Genomic DNA, 13,595 nt, shown 5'->3' with positions numbered 1-13,595 from the left:
GCGGATCGGATGACCCGTGCGTTGGATGAGCTCGATGTGTTCGACCAGGGGTTTCTCGACGATCCGTACCCGCTCTACGAGCGACTGCGCACAACCGCACCGGTGCACCGAGTCGCCGATACCGATTTCTATCTGGTGAGTCGCTGGGATCTGGTCATGGAGGCGACCACCCGGGTCACCCACTTCTCCTCGAATCTCACCGGCGCGCTGGTGCAACTACCCGACGGAACGGCCGCGGTGTTCGACATGGACGGCGGCGGCCGGGCGGTGCACGTCCTGGCCACCGGCGACGATCCCACCCATATGGCGCATCGACGGGTGGTGTTGCCCGCCCTCGTCGCGAAACGTATCCGAGCCCTGGAGCCCGCGATCGCCGCGAACGTGAATCGGCTGTGGGAGCACGGTTTTCGCGACGGCCACATCGAATGGATGTCGGCGCTGGCCGACCGGCTGCCGATGATCATGGTGGCAGGCCTGATCGGTTTGCCCGACGAGGATATTCCGCAGCTCGTGGCCTGGGGTTACGCCAGCACCGAGCTGCTCGGTGGTGTGGTGACGACCGAGCGGCTCGGCGTCGTCGTCACCGCTGCTACCGAACTCGCCGGATATCTGCATCGACAGTTCGTCTCCGCGTGCGCCCAGCCCGGTGACAATCTGCTCGGCGACCTCGCGAAAGCCTGTGCTGCAGGCGAACTCGACTCCGAGGTCGCCGTGCTGATTCTCGTTCAGCTGGTCGGAGCGGGCGGTGAATCCACCGCGGGCCTCATCGGCAACGCCGCTGGACTTCTTGCCGCCGATCCGACGCTCCAGCAGCGGCTGCGCGAGGACCGGGACCTTCTCGCGCCGTTCCTCGAAGAGGCCCTCCGGGTGGAATCGCCCTTCCGCGCCCATCATCGGCATGTCGTCGCCGACACCACGCTCGGCGAGGTCTGTCTCCCCGCAGGCGGTCACCTCCTGCTGCTCTGGGGCGCCGCCAACCGAGACCCCGCGGTTTTCCCCGACCCCGACGAGATCCGCCTCGACCGCGCCACCCGACGCAATCACCTCGCCTTCGGCAAGGGCATCCATTTCTGTGTGGGCGCCACCCTCGCCCGCCTCGAAGCCGAACTTGCGCTGCACGCACTGCTGACCCGCACCACTTCGTTCCGGCTCGCCCCGGAACCCGCAGCCGCCCAATGGGTCCCGAGCATCTTCGTCCGCCGCCGCCACCGACTGTCGCTGGTCATCGATCGAACCCTGCCGTAGTCGACTGACTTCCACGCTCGGCTGTCCGGCATCCAGAATGGCCAGACGCGCAACCGATCAATCCCAGAACCCGCCACATCCTCGACGCCAACACGACGAGTGCACCCTCACGGCCACCTCGACGACCCCTCACCGACCGAGCCCTGGCACATGGTTGCGGGAAACTGCCGGGATGTTGGACTTGGCCCACTGTTTCATCAGGACCTGCCAGCCATCGTCGGGGAGGGCTTTCATGCCCGCGGCGCGGCGGACCAGCTCGGTGTCGGTGGTGCCGGGGACGAGGGTGTTGACGTGGATGCCGTCGGCGGCGTAGTCGAGGGCGGCGGATTGGACCGGACCGTGACGCTGGTCGCGCACTGCGTCCAGCCGGTATGTTCGATCCTCGTCGTCGGGTCGGTGCCGGCTCTGTCGATGGCTCTCAGTGTGGGTGCTGCGCAGCGTATCTCGCGCGTTCGGCAGCGCGTCGCCGTGCGCGTTCCGGGTTCTCCAGATCAGCGGGCAGGCCATGTTCGGCGAGTCGATGCGCGCGGTTCATCGGCATGAAAGCTGTGGTGTAGAAGAGCGCGAGCAGCACTGCGAGCAGGACCATCGAGCCGCGGAGCCAGAGTTCCCCGGGAAACAGCAGGAACATCGCGAACAGCGGGCTGAAGGGGACCATGCCGCGGAGGAGATGGCGTGGGGCGGCGTATTTTCCGGTGAGGTCTTTGCGGACCCAGCCGCGCAGGGAATCGGGAAGACGGCGGCCGAAGGCGTAGCCGATCCATTGCATCGGGTTCGGGCGCGCCTGGCTCATCGGCGGACTCCTGTCGTTGTGCCGGAAGGCTCTTCGTCATTACCCAGCAAAGCTCGGCGGGCGGCCTCGTTGACGCGGTTGAGGACGTCGCGCAGTTCTTCCAGGTCCGACATCGGTACACCGAGGCGCGCCACCACCGCCGGCGGGATCTGCTCGGCCTGTTTGCGCAATTCGATGCCGGCTGGGGTCAGGTCGACCAGCAAATTTCGTTCGTCACGTAGATCGCGGGTCCTGGTAATCAGTCCGGCTGCCTCCAGTCGCTTCAGCAGCGGAGACAGTGTCGGGGAATCCAGCTGGATCGCTTCGGCGATCGCTTTGACCGACATCGGCGCCTCGCCCCACAGTGCAAGCATCACCAGATACTGCGGGTGGGTCAGCCCCAGCGGTTCGAGCAGCGGGCGGTAAACGCCGAGCACCGCGCGGTTGGCGACGGCCAACGCGAAACACACTTGGCGATCCAACTGCAGTGGGTCGTCGCTCCGAGTCTCCATCGCTCCTCCTGATTCCCCGACAGGTTAGCGCATTAATTGTTAATGCATGAAGTAAATGTGCGCGACGCCTCAGCGTCGCAGCGCCGACAACGCGCCGGATCTCGTTTCAGCGCTCAATCTGTGCACCCGCGAAGAACGACGGCAACGCGCCGTCATGGCCGGTGTGCCGTGGTGGTGACGTGCCGTCAGCCGAGTTTCACCGGCAGCGTCAGCGGACCGCGATGCCTGAACCCGGAGCGCCACACTATGTCTCGTGGTGAGACCGTCAGTGTGGTGCCGGGCCAACGGGTGAACAACGCGCCGAGGGTGGCGGCGGTGATGGTACGCACCAACGCGGTGCCGAGACAGGAGTGGATGCCGTAGCCGAGGCCGAGGTGTGGGTTGTGCTTGCGGCCGAGATCCAGTTCGCCCGGCCGCGCGAAGACACCGGGATCGTGGTTGGCCGCGGCCAGACACAACAGCACCGTCTGACCGGGCCGAATCGTGTAGTCGCCGAACCCGAGGTCGGCGGTCGCGAAGCGCGGTCCCGCCAGCACCTGCGGCGACACGTACCGCAGCAACTCCTCGACGGCGGGCTGCCTGCTGGATGCGGAGTGTAGTGCGGGTAGCTGGTCGGGGTGGTTCAGCAGCGCGAGGATAGAGCCGGCGAGCAGATCGGTGAGCACCTCGTACCAGACGAACAGCAGGTAGAACAGCAGTCCGGGAAGCTCTTGCGTCGACGGCGAGCCGGTGTCGTCATGGGCGGCGACCAATCTGCCGAGCAGGGTATCGGCCCGCTCCGCTCGCGCCTGCTCGGTCGCCGCGGTGATGATGGTCTGCATCGTCGCAAGCGTGTCCCGGGCGCGTGGGGGAGCGGCGGAAGTGAGCAATGTCGAATTCGCCCACGCCGCAAGGGCTTCCCGCTCCTCGGACCCGAGACCGAGTAGTTCGCCGAGCACGGCGGCGGGCAGCGGAACCGCGAGCCGTTCGATCAGATCGACTTCCGCGTCGGAATCCACTTTCCGCAGTAGGGATTCGACGAGTGACGGGGCGAGTCGGTCCCACTCGGTCAGCCGTCGCGGCGAGAGTTCGCCGGTTACGAGCTTGCGCAAGCGCGCATGATCGCCGGGTGCGGTGACGAGCAGTGCGTCCAGCGGTGGCGGGACCGCGAAGCCACGGTAGTCTGTGCCCGCGGTGCGAACGTCGCTGGTCAGCCGGTCATCCAGCAGGCCGGCCCGAACATGGTCGTATCGCGTCACCAGCCACGCGGGTGGACCATCCGGCGTCCGCACCCGGTGCACACCGCCCTCGCGCCGCAGTCGGTCCAGGACCGGCCAAGGGTCCGCCGCGAACTCGGCATCGAAAACGTCTTGCACCAGTCACCATCCCCGTTGTCCGCCAACATCTCCCGTTGGCGCCCGACGCGACCAAAGTACACGTGACCGTGGCGCCCCACGCCCGGCTCGTGCGGGCCGTGACGGACTTATCCCGATCCCGGGTGCTCCAACGTTTCGTGGTCCGTTGTTTGACTCCTGAATTACCGGGAATAGCGGAGTTGTAACACCAACCAGTGCATCGGAATTGTCATGATCATACTTATCGGACTCGTCGTATTGATAGCCGCGGTAATCATCGGCGTTGCCGGGGTGGCGGCCAATATGGGCGAAGTAAGCACATCCACGAATGATTTCGCCATGTTCGACTACCACTTCACGGCCGACGCAGGCCAGCTGTTCGGCTACGGAGCTGCCGTCGGCGCCATCGGGATGCTGGGGCTGAGCCTCTTGTTGGCCGGTGTCTGGCGCACATCTCGTCGTGGTATTGCGACGCGGCGTGAGCTGCGGCAGACCCGCAAGGAGGTGGCGGCGGTCCGCCGTAGCACGCCACCGGACGCCACCTCACCGCCTCCCGCAGCACCACCTGCCTCGCGGCAGGCAAGCCCGCCGCCGAGCGGTAAACCTGCCCGGAACTGGAGCCGGTTCCTGCGCCAACCGTCCGGGAAAACCCCGGTCGAAACAGTTAGGAAATGACCATGATTGTTTTAGGACTTATTCTGCTTGTCGTCGGATACCTGCTCGGTATTCCGTTGCTCACCACCGCAGGCATCATTCTGCTGATTATCGGAGCGGTGCTCTGGATCGCCGGATCGGTGGGTCGCCCTGTCGGCGGTAGGCGTCACTATTACTAGAACGTCGACCAGCGGCGATTCAGATCCCGGACACATTGGCGAGCTGGCCGATGGCATAGGTGATTGCCATGGCCAGCGCGCCGCCGATGACAACACGCACAACAGCCCGGCCGCGTCGGCTGCCACCGAGGCGGGCGCTGACCGAACCGGTGACGGCCAACGCGACCAGCACCGACCCGAAGGTCACCGGAATGCGAGCCGTGGTGGGCGGCAACATGATTGCCAGCAACGGCAGCAACGCACCGAGGATGAACGAGACCGCCGAGGAGAGGGCCGCCTGCCACGGATTGGTCAGCTGGTGCGGGTTCAGCCCGAGCTCGGCCTCGGCATGCGCGGTGAACGCGTCGTGCGCGGTCAGCTCCTCGGCGACCTGACGCGCGGTGGCCGGCGACAAGCCCTTGGCCTGATAGATGTCGGCAAGTTCGGCAAGTTCGAAATCCGGTTCATCTCTCAATTCCATACGCTCTTTGGCCAACAGCGCGCGCTCGGAGTCTCGCTGGGTACTGACCGAGACGTACTCACCGACCGCCATGGAGATCGCGCCCGCGCTGAGTCCGGCGATGCCCGCGGTGAAGATGGCCGGCAGACTTGTCGTCGCCGCGGCGACACCGACGACCAGACCCGCGGTCGACACGATGCCGTCGTTCGCGCCGAGCACGCCCGCGCGCAGCCAGTTCAGCCTCGACGCCAAGCCCTCGGCGTGCGGCTCGTGCGGATGCGGCGCACCTCTGCCCGGCTCGGTCGTCTCGCTCATAAGCCGCACCCTATGTCAAAGTCCGCAACGTATCGGCCAGCCGAACCGCCAACGCCACGATGGTCAGGGTCGGATTGGCGTGACCGGTGGTCGGGAACACCGAACTGCCCGCGATGAACAGGTTGGCCACGCCGTGCACCCGGCACTCGACATCGACGACGCCGTCGCGGGGGTCGACCGACATCCTGGTCGTTCCGGTCGGATGCGCCCAGTCGGTGAGCTGCAGTGGTAACGCGCCGGCTTCGCGCGCCCAGTCGTAGAGGGCGGGCGCCGGGAAACCGAGACGGGTGAATTCATCGATCGTGAGTGCGGCCGCGCGGCGAACAGTGGTGTCCTCCTGGGCGTTGACCCGCCAGTCGATCCGCGCCAGCGGCATGCCGAGTCGATCGGTGCGGTCGGTCAGCATGACGCGGCTGTCCGGGTTGGGCACCTGCTCGACCATGCAGCGCAACTCGATTCGGTCGAGTTTGTGCGGCAGCCCGCTGTGCTGGATGAGCCTGCGCCGCGCACCCGACAGCAGCAAACCCGAATTGGCGAGTGCCACCTTGGCGTCGTGCGTGGTGCCGCGGCCGCGCAGCAGTTGCTTCACCGAATCCCATGGATCGTTCTCGGCGGGCACCTCTTGCAGCCACAGTGCGCAATTGAGCAGGCCCTCGGTCGCCTGGATCTCGGGTGACAGCGCGACACCGTGCAGAAAGGTGTGTTTGCCGTGCGGTGTCTTGACCACGTATTTACCGAAACGTTCCAGCGCACTGCCCGCGACCGCCGGGTCGAGCGCACCGACCGCGCCGCAGCGGTGGTCCATCAGATAGCGTCCGACCAGGTTGTGCCGGTTGCCGATGCCCTCCGGCCGGACATGCCGCGAGGCGAGTAACAGGCGGGGATTTCCGATGCCGCCGGTGGCGAGCACGAACATCGCGGCCCGCACCGTTCGCGGTCGTGGATCGGCGCCCGCGACCTGCAGCGAATCCACCCGAGCACCCTGCTGATCGGTATCGATGTGGACGACGGTGGCGTTGACCAGAACGCGGACATTCGGCGCGACAAGGTCTTTCACATGCGCGCCGAATCGCTTGGAGTCGAATGGGTCCACCGGATCCCGGCTGATCTGCCAGAAGTAGGGGCGCAAGCGCGCCGGATCCAGGGCATCGGACGGTTGTGGGCGACCGGCCAATTGCCAGAACGCGTCGTCGGTGAAGCCACTGCCATAACCGATCCCGATGTGCGCGGCGGCCCGCTCGAGAAACGGTTCGAGTTCACCTGCGCCGATCGGCCAGCCCGAGTGCGCGACCCAGCGGCGGTCGCTGAAATCGAGCTCGTCGAGCAGCCCGCAGCGTCCGCTCCAGGTGTGTGACGCGCCGCCGAGAATTCGGTCCCCCGCGACCCGCGTCGATTGGGCTCGGTGCGCGCCCACATTGTCGATATCGGCGAGTGCGTCTATCTCCTCGGACAATTCGAGGCCGCCGCTCTCCAACACCAGCACTCGCCGCGATGTGCCCGCCAGCTCGGCCGCGAGAGTCAACCCTGCCGGGCCCGACCCGACGATGCATACATCCGCGGACAATTCGTCGTCCCCGACCGATCGCAAATCATCGATACGCAACGGAGGTCCTCTCCCGCAAACACCCCGGCCACGAACCCCCCTGGCAGGCTCGCGTCCGTCAACTGTAAAAGGCGGGCCGGACTTTTGCCGGTGCTTCAGCAGCCCCGGCTGAAGAATGCGCGTATATAGCCCGCGGACTGTCGGACATACATCCAGGTCCAGAACTGCACGCCGGAGTCGCTCGGGCTCGCCACCATGGTCAACTCGCCGTCGAAGCACTTGCTCACGATGTACCTGGCCCGTGATACATGCGGGGTGTAGGTCACCACGATGATGTGGTGCCAGCCGAACAACTGTGCCCGGCGACGGATTTCGCGTGCCTCCCCGTCGGTCGTCCACGGATTCGGGACGAAACAGTCGACCTGGAAGTCGAATCGCCCGGCGCAGTACTTGTCCATCGCCCGGTCGTTGATGCCGGTCGATCGCGAGATCAGCAACTGTGGGGCGTATCCACGCCGCGCGAGATCCAGACCCACATCGAAGCGTTCGTAGGCTGTCCCGCCGAGCACCACGATCGCGTCCGCCTTACGCAGTGGATCTGTCTGCGGATGGATATAGACCGGCACGCCCGCCAGCCCGAGAACGACGACCAGGGCCAGCAGCGTACCCAACAGCAGACCAGCTCTTCGCCGGCCGGGCACGCCTCGACGATACTCGAGCTCGGGCAGTGGACGGCGCTGTAAGGAGGTGTGTCGGAATGAATATGACCTGATCCGGGGCTTGTCGGGCGTAGGTTGTGGCATCGGCTCGGGCCGGGCTTCGCGGTTCAGCTCGTCGTCGGAGACAGCGGTCATACCAACCAGCGTGCCATCGGGTCGACAGTGTGGGCGGTTCGCGCTGGCAGGCAGGCCGATTCAGGACGAAGGGGAGGTGGACACCCTCGCGGATCCGGCGTGCCGCAAAGGCTCCCGGCGGGGAGCTAGGGCCGGCCAGGTGCACCGTCGCGGCGGATGGCTGTGGGGGTGGTGGCCCACCAGCGGCGGCAGCTGCGGGTGAGGGTGGCTTGTTCGGAGAGGCCGATGAGGGAGGCGACCTGGCTCATCGGCATGTCGGTGGTGGTGAGGTAGCGGCGAGCAGCATCACGGCGGACGTGGTCGAGGATGGCCGCGAATGAGGTGCCCTCTGCGGCGAGGCGGCGTTGGAGAGTGCGGGGGTGCGCGGTCAAAAGTTTGGAGACGGCGCCGATTTCGGGCGGTGTGGTACCCAGTAGCTGCTGAACGGCGGCGCGCACCTTGGGGACCAGGGATGCGTTCGCGCCGCCTGATTGCTCGGCGAGGAAGGCCATCGCCAGGCGGTGTAGATTTTCGTCGCCACCGCTGAGCGGACGCGTTGCGAGGCTGTTCGGCACGCGCAGGACCGCTGCGGGACGGTCGATGCGCACGGGGGCTCCGAACAGTTCTTCGTAGGTATGCAGCGGCGCTTGCGGGCGATAGGGAAGTTCGACCGAGCGCAGGCCGTAGCGATCCTCGACCAGACGTTGAATCGTGCGGTGCACGAATGCCAAGCCGAGGTCGGTGCCCTGAATAGGGGTCGGATCGCCGGGCGGCACGCCGTAGCGCAGGGCCATCACCCCACGATCACCGTAGGGGTCGGGTTCGAGGATCAGGCTGAGTGAGCGGGCATGCAGGAACAGGTAGCGCGAGGAGCATTCGACGACATCGGCCAGGGTCGGTGAATTGCGGATGGCCAGCGCCAACGGACCCAGCATGTCGAGATCCTGGCGGCGCGCGATGCGCAGGCCGAGGTCGGGGCAGTCGAGCCGTTGCGCTGCCAGCTCCAGGACCGCCGCGACGGCCTGGTCGGGTACCAGCAGGTCGTCGGCGTCGAGCGCGGCAATGGGCAGGCCGCAGGCGGTGGCGAACTCCTCGGCGTTGCCGCCCAGCTCGGCCACCGTGGCGCGAAATCCGCGTAGACCCGCGGATCGAATCACCGACATGTCGCTCAGAATCAAATACTTGTCGTGCAAAGTCAAGAAGCTGTTCCTGAACCCTCCCACACTGGAGTCATGACCGAGACCGTCGTAGCTCCGGAACACCTCGATGTCGTGATCGTCGGCGCAGGCTTGTCGGGAATCGGTGCCGCCTATCGGCTGCAGACCGAATGCCCGACCAAGACCTATGCGGTCCTCGAGGCACGGGACGCACTGGGCGGCACCTGGGATCTGTTCCGCTATCCGGGTATTCGCTCGGACTCCGACATGTTCACCCTCGGCTATCCGTTCAAGCCGTGGCGGGACGCCAAGTCGATCGCCGACGGCCCGTCGATCCTGCGCTATGTCCAGGAGACGGCCACCGAGTACGGCATCGACCGGAACATCCGCTACGGAACGAAGGTCGTCGCGGCCGACTGGTCCACCGAGACGGCCCGCTGGACGCTCACCCTTGAATCCCGCGACGCCTCGGGTGCCACCGGGCAGCATACGCTGACCTGCGGCTTTCTCTATGCCTGCGCCGGATACTACAACTACGACCACGGTCACGCCCCCGAGTTCGCCGGCGCCGACACCTTCGACGGACAGATCGTGCACCCGCAGTTCTGGCCCGAAGACCTCGACTACGCGGGCAAGCAGGTGGTCGTCATCGGCAGCGGCGCCACCGCCGTCACCCTGGTTCCGTCGATGGCCGATCAGGCCGAGTTGGTGACGATGCTGCAGCGCTCACCGACCTGGATCAGCGCCGTGCCCGGCCGGGACAAGCTGGCCGACCGCCTCCGCGCGACGCTGCCACCCAATCTGGCGCATCGCCTGATCCGCACCAAGAACATCCTGTTCAACATCGGCTTCTATCAGTACTGCCGACGCCGCCCTGAGGCCGCGCGCAAACTGCTCACCGGTCTGACCACGCGCATTCTGAAGGACGAACAGGCGGTCGCCGAACACTTCACGCCGACCTACGATCCGTGGGATCAGCGCCTGTGCGCCGTGCCCAACGCCGACTTCTTCAAGGCGATGAAGAAAGGCAAGGCCGAGGTCGTCACCGATCACATCGATTCCTTTGTCCCCGAAGGTATCCGGCTGAAGTCCGGCCGAATCCTCGCGGCCGACATCATCATCACCGCGACCGGTCTGCAACTGCTGGCCTTCGGTGGTATCGCCCCGCAGGTCGACGGCGAGCCGGTCGCGCTGTCGGATCAATTCGTCTGGCAGGGCGCAATGCTCACCGGCGTCCCCAATTTCGCGGTCTGCATCGGCTACACCAACGCATCCTGGACCCTGCGCGCCGACCTGACCTCGCGGCTGGTCTGCCGGGTCCTCAACCATATGGACAACAACAGCTACGCCGCGGTAGTGCCCAAGCCCGACGGAAAGCTCGACGAACGCCCGCTGCTCGACCTCGCCTCCGGATACGTCCAACGCTCGATCGGCGACTTTCCCCGCCAAGGCGACCGCCACCCGTGGAAGGTCAGGCAGAACTACCTGCTCGACTCCGCGACCACCATGCGCACCAGCCTGCACAAAACGCTCGAGGCCACCCCGAAGTCCGCAGTGCGCCACCGCGACCTGTCGGTCACCTCCTGACCGACGTGGTGCGGCGGAACTCATCGGTCGTGTGGGCGGAACCGGACCGTGCCACCGCTACCCCGGCGCGATCCCGTTGCGCACTGATCGAGCCAACTCGGGAGCCGATGAAATCGGAACTTCGTAATGTGCCTCAGGGCGGTCGGGCAGACCCGCGCCCGCCCACCGATATCGGAGGCGTCCGCCCCCTCAATCCGCTCGGGCAGCGATGTATCGTTGCGATCCATTGTTGCCAACGTCGGGAAGCGTGCGTGCGACCGTATCACGAAAGGCCCAGTGTGACAGGGGTATTGCTCGTTCACGGAGTGCGACCACCGTGACGAGCGCGACACCTGTCTCTGGGGGTTCGCCTACGCTCTGATTCATGGCCGCCCAGCAGACTCCGTGGTCAGATCCGCCCAGGATTTGGTCCAATGAGCGGCGCCGTGCCCCGACTTCGGGGCCGACGCAGGTCGGTGTCGGTGGTGGACGACCACTACGCCACGGCGGTTCTCCGGTCAGTGATCCCGGTCAGGCGCCTGACACTACAGCGGTATTCGGCCCCCCGGTGCCGTATTCGCCCGCCGAGGAGGCCGGCCGTCGGGAGCTGTACGGCGCGCAGGCCGCCGAACACAGCGAGGCTCCGCCGCAACATTCGCAGCCCGAGCCGCCGAACAGAACTGGATTGTTGATCGGGGTGGGCGTGGTCCTGCTGATCATCATCGGCCTGTTTCCCATAGTACTGCACGACAATTCGACGTCGACGAGCAGCTCATCGAATGTCAAGGCGGCGCAGGCTACGACGACGAGCGTCAAGGTCGGCCCGGCGGCGTCCGCTGCCAAGTTCGTCCGCGGGATTGCTGCCGGCCGGGTCGCTGCCAACGACGGAGCGACGCTCACGGTCGAAGGCGTGCTGGGCAGCGTGGCGGTGGTGCGCATCGACGCACGCACTCGGGTCTTGATGTTGGCCGCCGTCCGCGCGGCCGACGTAAAAGTCGGCACGATGGTTATCGTGCAGGGGGACAAAGCATCCGATGGCACCATTATGGCGAAATACATCGTGGGTGAGCCACTGGGCGCCGCTTTCGGGGGGCGATGATCAGGTAGTCCGTGGCGTGATCACCCGGTGTCAACGCCCGTCGGGCGCGGACTTTCTGCGCGCTGTTTCCCGCACACGAATCGACTGGGCGATCTCGTCCACCGCCTTGCGAACGATCTCTCCGTAAGCGTCGTCGCCCAGGGTGTCGAGGCTGTCACGTGCCGCGTCGATCTCACGTTGCGCGGCGTCGAAGGAGCCGAGTCGGCGATAGTTGTCTGCCAGGTTCAGGTGCAGTGACGGGTAGAAGCCACGCACGTCGAGTCGGGCGTCGTATCGCCTGGCGCGGTCGCCGGTCAGGCTGTCTGCCGCGTCCAGCGCCCGGATATCCCACGAAAGCGCCTGCGCCGCATCCTCGTACAGATCAGCCAGGTAGTGCGCAACAGTGCAGCGATGCAACGGGTCACCCTGTGGCCCGAGGGCATCCCAGATCTCCATCAGCGCAGTGCGGGCGGCGTCCGGCGAACCCTCGCTCCCGAGGGTGATCGCGCGCGTGATCGCCGCCATCGTTTCATCCGGCGATCCTGCTGTGGCCGAGGCCGTCATGATTTATGTCCCTTCGAGTTCGGGTTGGCTGTGGGCATTACCAGCGTGGTGAGGTCGCCGTCGGTCGCCGAACGGATGAGGACCGGCAAGTCGGGCGCGGCGATGTCGAGCATGATCTCCGGGCCGAGCGCGGCACGGATCGCGGGCGACAGGGTCGTGGTGGCGAAGGCGACATCGATGCCGGGTCCGGTGAGCGCCACAGGCAGCCGTTCGGTGCGGCCGTCGGCGCGCGACAAGACCAGCTCCGCCGCTTCGACGGAGAAGACGATCGTGCCGTCGTAGCCTTCGGTCATGTCCAACAGTCGGTCGCGTATCACCAGCACGCGCGTCCGCACCGGTGCCAGCCCCGCCAGCATTGCGCGATAGTCCGGGAACGAATCATCGATCGTGCGGCATCGGTGTTCGATGCCGCCGGCTACGACGACGAGCGCTCCCGTCTGGGGGGCCACGGTGACCTCCTCGGCTTCGCGAAGCCAGGAACCGATCGACGCGAGGTCGCCCGCGTCGACAACAAGCGACCAGTCAGCGGCTGGTCGGCCCACCGCCACCGTTCTTGTTGAAAGCCGATACCGGTCTGTTGCCGTCAATGTCAGTGAACTCGCGCTCGCTTCGATCAGAACACCGGCGAGTGCGGGTATTTCGCCGGTCCGGGCCGTGGCGGAACGCACTTGGTCGATTGCCGCTGCGAGCGTCGTAGCCGACAAGACAGTCTGCCCCGCGGCCTCATTGCCGATCGAGCTCTTGATCGTGCAAGCAACCACCGCCGCCTCATCTGCTTGGCGCCGCAGTTCCAGCACATGCGCGTCGAGCAATCGCGCCGCCTGCTCGACATCTCCCGCCAAGATCTCCGAAATGATCTCGAGCGGCACCCCGATCCCTCTGAGCTGCCGAATCGTCACCGCTCGCGCGCACTGCGATTCGCGGTAGTACCGGTACCCGGTCACACCATCGACCCGCGCGGGAACCAGTAGCCCGCAGTCGTCATAGAACCGCAGCGCACTCGGCGTGAGCCCACTGGCCCGCGCCAGCACCCCGATGGTCATCAACTCCGCCGACCCGAATTCCGTCACTCGGCCATCATGGAGCTTCAGGTAACCCGAAGGTCAACACGGCCGCCCCGTCAGCGGCGAACCGCTTGGCTGGTCTCGTGAGATCTGGCCCGGCCGTTGGTGAATCTGTCCTCAGAAGTCGAGTAGAGTGGTGACTACCGACGCGGGGTGGAGCAGCTCGGTAGCTCGCTGGGCTCATAACCCAGAGGTCGCAGGTTCAAATCCTGTCCCCGCTACTAAGAAACGGCCCGGAACGCAATGGGCGGTTTCAAGGGGTCGTCGCAACACTGCCTGGTGTTAGGCGGTGAGTAGATCACGCAGGCGCTCGGCTGGGGTATCCCAGTCGAGCGTTTTG

Annotated in this window: 15 protein-coding genes and 1 tRNA gene; 6 read left to right on the top strand and 10 right to left on the bottom strand. The window is 66.0% G+C overall.

The window, feature by feature from the left end; translation table 11 throughout:
• Nucleotides 1-9: 9 nt before the first annotated feature.
• Nucleotides 10-1,245, top strand: a complete 1,236-nt coding sequence (locus AB0M74_RS29495; protein ID WP_366529561.1) for a cytochrome P450 — start codon at nt 10-12, stop codon at nt 1,243-1,245.
• A gap of 129 nt (nt 1,246-1,374) precedes the next feature.
• Here the strand turns inward: AB0M74_RS29495 and AB0M74_RS29490 are convergent, their stop codons facing one another.
• From AB0M74_RS29490 to AB0M74_RS29475, 4 genes are all read right to left on the bottom strand, one after another.
• Nucleotides 1,375-1,602, bottom strand: a complete 228-nt coding sequence (locus tag AB0M74_RS29490) for a hypothetical protein (RefSeq protein WP_366529560.1) — start codon at nt 1,600-1,602, stop codon at nt 1,375-1,377.
• 61 nt (nt 1,603-1,663) lie between these two features.
• The gene (locus tag AB0M74_RS29485; RefSeq protein WP_366529559.1) at nt 1,664-2,038 is read right to left on the bottom strand and encodes a DUF5313 family protein; all 375 of its coding nucleotides are present in this window, start codon (nt 2,036-2,038) and stop codon (nt 1,664-1,666) included.
• On the bottom strand, nt 2,035-2,529 hold the full coding sequence (locus AB0M74_RS29480) for a MarR family transcriptional regulator (protein ID WP_366529558.1): 495 nt from the start codon (nt 2,527-2,529) through the stop codon (nt 2,035-2,037). The genes AB0M74_RS29485 and AB0M74_RS29480 overlap by 4 nt, the downstream gene beginning before the upstream one ends.
• Before the next feature lie 185 nt (nt 2,530-2,714).
• Nucleotides 2,715-3,884, bottom strand: a complete 1,170-nt coding sequence (locus AB0M74_RS29475; protein WP_366529557.1) for a cytochrome P450 — start codon at nt 3,882-3,884, stop codon at nt 2,715-2,717.
• A gap of 210 nt (nt 3,885-4,094) precedes the next feature.
• Here AB0M74_RS29475 and AB0M74_RS29470 point away from each other — a divergent pair, with 210 nt between their 5' ends.
• On the top strand, nt 4,095-4,538 hold the full coding sequence (locus AB0M74_RS29470; RefSeq protein ID WP_366529556.1) for a hypothetical protein: 444 nt from the start codon (nt 4,095-4,097) through the stop codon (nt 4,536-4,538).
• A 2-nt stretch (nt 4,539-4,540) separates the two neighbouring features.
• Complete coding sequence (locus AB0M74_RS29465; protein WP_328412783.1) at nt 4,541-4,696, top strand: DUF6131 family protein; 156 nt, start codon at nt 4,541-4,543, stop codon at nt 4,694-4,696.
• A gap of 19 nt (nt 4,697-4,715) precedes the next feature.
• Here AB0M74_RS29465 and AB0M74_RS29460 read toward each other — a convergent pair whose 3' ends face one another.
• The 4 genes from AB0M74_RS29460 to AB0M74_RS29445 form a co-directional block, all read right to left on the bottom strand.
• Nucleotides 4,716-5,450, bottom strand: coding sequence for a VIT family protein (locus AB0M74_RS29460; RefSeq protein ID WP_366529555.1), 735 nt, complete (start codon nt 5,448-5,450; stop codon nt 4,716-4,718).
• A gap of 10 nt (nt 5,451-5,460) precedes the next feature.
• Entirely contained in the window at nt 5,461-7,053 is a 1,593-nt protein-coding gene (locus AB0M74_RS29455) for a GMC family oxidoreductase (protein WP_366529554.1), read from the bottom strand.
• Nucleotides 7,054-7,148: 95 nt separating this feature from the next.
• Nucleotides 7,149-7,694, bottom strand: coding sequence for a YdcF family protein (locus AB0M74_RS29450; RefSeq protein ID WP_366529553.1), 546 nt, complete (start codon nt 7,692-7,694; stop codon nt 7,149-7,151).
• Between the two features lie 278 nt (nt 7,695-7,972).
• Entirely contained in the window at nt 7,973-9,025 is a 1,053-nt protein-coding gene (locus tag AB0M74_RS29445) for an AraC family transcriptional regulator (protein ID WP_366529552.1), read from the bottom strand.
• A gap of 33 nt (nt 9,026-9,058) precedes the next feature.
• Here AB0M74_RS29445 and AB0M74_RS29440 point away from each other — a divergent pair, with 33 nt between their 5' ends.
• Both AB0M74_RS29440 and AB0M74_RS29435 read left to right on the top strand, forming a co-directional pair.
• Nucleotides 9,059-10,570, top strand: coding sequence for an NAD(P)/FAD-dependent oxidoreductase (locus tag AB0M74_RS29440; RefSeq protein WP_366529551.1), 1,512 nt, complete (start codon nt 9,059-9,061; stop codon nt 10,568-10,570).
• A gap of 547 nt (nt 10,571-11,117) precedes the next feature.
• Nucleotides 11,118-11,648, top strand: coding sequence for a hypothetical protein (locus AB0M74_RS29435; RefSeq protein WP_366529550.1), 531 nt, complete (start codon nt 11,118-11,120; stop codon nt 11,646-11,648).
• Nucleotides 11,649-11,678: 30 nt separating this feature from the next.
• Here AB0M74_RS29435 and AB0M74_RS29430 read toward each other — a convergent pair whose 3' ends face one another.
• On the bottom strand, nt 11,679-12,152 hold the full coding sequence (locus AB0M74_RS29430; protein WP_366529549.1) for a hypothetical protein: 474 nt from the start codon (nt 12,150-12,152) through the stop codon (nt 11,679-11,681).
• 35 nt (nt 12,153-12,187) lie between these two features.
• Nucleotides 12,188-13,261 carry a MerR family transcriptional regulator gene (locus AB0M74_RS29425; protein WP_366529548.1) on the bottom strand — a complete coding sequence of 358 codons (1,074 nt, stop codon included), beginning with the start codon at nt 13,259-13,261 and terminating at the stop codon, nt 12,188-12,190.
• 141 nt (nt 13,262-13,402) lie between these two features.
• Here AB0M74_RS29425 and AB0M74_RS29420 point away from each other — a divergent pair.
• Nucleotides 13,403-13,476 (top strand) — tRNA-Met (locus AB0M74_RS29420).
• Nucleotides 13,477-13,595: the final 119 nt, after the last annotated feature.

The organism is Nocardia sp. NPDC051463 (assembly GCF_040681975.1).
Classification (GTDB): Bacteria; Actinomycetota; Actinomycetes; order Mycobacteriales; family Mycobacteriaceae; genus Nocardia.
This window is presented reverse-complemented; position numbering and strand designations above follow the sequence as displayed.

What these genes read in the sequence shown, in the direction of transcription:
- AB0M74_RS29495 (WP_366529561.1), top strand. Translation starts at nt 10, where the DNA reads ATGACCCGTGCGTTGGATGAGCTCGATGTGTTCGACCAGGGGTTTCTC.
- AB0M74_RS29485 (WP_366529559.1), bottom strand. Translation starts at nt 2,038, where the DNA reads ATGAGCCAGGCGCGCCCGAACCCGATGCAATGGATCGGCTACGCCTTC.
- AB0M74_RS29480 (WP_366529558.1), bottom strand. Translation starts at nt 2,529, where the DNA reads ATGGAGACTCGGAGCGACGACCCACTGCAGTTGGATCGCCAAGTGTGT.
- AB0M74_RS29470 (WP_366529556.1), top strand. Translation starts at nt 4,095, where the DNA reads ATGATCATACTTATCGGACTCGTCGTATTGATAGCCGCGGTAATCATC.
- AB0M74_RS29465 (WP_328412783.1), top strand. Translation starts at nt 4,541, where the DNA reads ATGATTGTTTTAGGACTTATTCTGCTTGTCGTCGGATACCTGCTCGGT.
- AB0M74_RS29460 (WP_366529555.1), bottom strand. Translation starts at nt 5,450, where the DNA reads ATGAGCGAGACGACCGAGCCGGGCAGAGGTGCGCCGCATCCGCACGAG.
- AB0M74_RS29440 (WP_366529551.1), top strand. Translation starts at nt 9,059, where the DNA reads ATGACCGAGACCGTCGTAGCTCCGGAACACCTCGATGTCGTGATCGTC.
- AB0M74_RS29430 (WP_366529549.1), bottom strand. Translation starts at nt 12,152, where the DNA reads ATGGCGGCGATCACGCGCGCGATCACCCTCGGGAGCGAGGGTTCGCCG.